At 34.8% G+C, this 1,922-nt stretch carries 2 protein-coding genes; one reads left to right on the top strand and one right to left on the bottom strand.

Annotated features, from left to right (window positions below):
• On the bottom strand, nucleotides 1-801 hold an 801-nt coding region (locus I6E26_RS10950; protein WP_235321902.1), incomplete at its 3' end, for a hypothetical protein.
• Between the two features lie 519 nt (nucleotides 802-1,320).
• On the opposite strand from I6E26_RS10950, the gene I6E26_RS10945 reads away from it, so the two are divergent.
• Complete coding sequence (locus tag I6E26_RS10945) at nucleotides 1,321-1,707, top strand: helix-turn-helix domain-containing protein (protein WP_235321901.1); 387 nt, start codon at nucleotides 1,321-1,323, stop codon at nucleotides 1,705-1,707.
• Nucleotides 1,708-1,922 lie beyond the last annotated feature (215 nt).

Here is a 1,922-nt window from a genome sequence, read left to right as displayed (position 1 = left end):
GGCTGCCTCAGCAGATAAGTTAGTGGTTCTCATTAGATTTTTTATGGCCCTTAATGTCCCCCTGATTTCACCTCTAGCTTCCCCTCTAGCTTCGCCAACTTTAATCAGAGCATCTTTCTCTTCTTTTTCATTCCATTCAAACCCAAACATATCTATCACCTCTTTTTCGTTATTTCTTAAATATTCTGTCATGACATTGTGTTCCAAACAATAACGAACAGCTTCTTTTACAGCTTGGTCAATGGTAAATTTTTGCTTTCTGTAAAATTTATACTTGTTGGAAAATATGCTGTATTCCTTTATTGCAGAGCATTTCTGCTTTAGTATCTCACTTTTACCATCGCCAAGGTTATACACATGAACAATTAACTCCAGATTTTCTGAGGCTGACTCAAATGCATTACTTAATTTTAATATCTGCTGGTCAAATGACATATCATCTCCATCATAAAAAACATAAAATTCGGGAGCAGGTACCTTGATCAACTCGCTGCCATAAATCTTAGCTGACTGTCCGCTGACAATTCTGCGATATAGTTCGTCAAGATAGCTTAAAAACCGCAAGGGCATATTGGGATTAATTGTTGTTTGATGCTCAATAAGTACGATGACCAAATCATCCATCAGAAAAGAAATGTCATTTTTAATATTACTGAAAAAACTTCCTTCCAACGTATTGATATTAACATTGGAGGAATTTTTTAAATGAGTATCGTTCAAAGCATTGAACAGTTCCAGCAAATGTGATTCTGTAGCCATGTAATGGCAAAATACAGTATCGCGTATTTTGCGATTTGTCATAGGATACCCCTTTCAATCATTAACAGCAAAAGAAGGTATGTTTGTATGTTTATTATAACATAGGCGAATTTTATAAGCAATACAAAATTTGCATGGAATTATTCATATCCTGTTATCGCACCTCTAAAAGGCTCAAAGAAGGTACAGTGATAATCTTTTATCTCTTGTGCCGCAAGGCCTCCCAGCGTCCTAATATAAAGAAAAAGAAAAGAAAAAAAAATTTCCGTTTTGCTAGTTTAACCTAGTTCGATAGTATACATTCTGATAGCTAACCTTAGTATGAAAGTATACATAATTATAGATATTATTTCTATCCACATTAGTTTGCTAAGATAGGATATGTTTTTTTATTTCGCTTATCTGGCTTAAACTTCTTAATTTTTTAAGTTTATCCCTGGTGATTTTCACTTCATTTTATTATATAATCACTTTATCAAGATAAATTGGCAGTGTACTCTTTGTTTACCTTTGCCAAGCAGTCTAAATTTTTTACTATATAGTTTTTGAGAGGTATTTGCTATGAAAAAAATTTCCTACATTCTTCAATTTAACGCCTTCATGGATAAACGATTTGATGATGAGTTGTCTCCTGCTGCCAGCCTGCTATATATGATTATTTTTTCCGAATTCAACAGGTTGCATTGGCGGGATGAATGGATATACATCAGCTCCAGAATGCTTACCCTCCAGATGGGCAACCATTCTAACAGTACTATTTCCCGCAATTTGAAAAAATTAGTGGAGTTTGGGTATATCGAAACCCGTCTAAGCAAAAGATATGGCAAAACCTGCACTCAAATCCGCCTGATTCCTCTCTATCAGGAATATTATGGTACCTTGGCGAAAGAATGCGTTACACCGATAGAATATGTTGAACAATTCCCTGGGGTACAAACTCCCTACTAGAGCACTCTCTAAATTAAACCTACATCATCTTTTCATTTGATGTGTACTACCAAATGCTCCTACCAATATTAATGCTGATATTATTTTCCATTACTTATTTTTAGGAAATAGCAGCTTTATGAATTCCCCATAATTATTCTCTATTTCCTTGACGGTTACGGCTACCAGACTATATAGAAGCGGACAGGATATATTGTCCTTTTCATAGGGAATAC

Source organism: Anaerovibrio lipolyticus (genome assembly GCF_021531495.1).
In the GTDB taxonomy this organism is placed as follows: domain Bacteria; phylum Bacillota; class Negativicutes; order Selenomonadales; family Selenomonadaceae; genus Anaerovibrio.
This window is presented reverse-complemented; position numbering and strand designations above follow the sequence as displayed.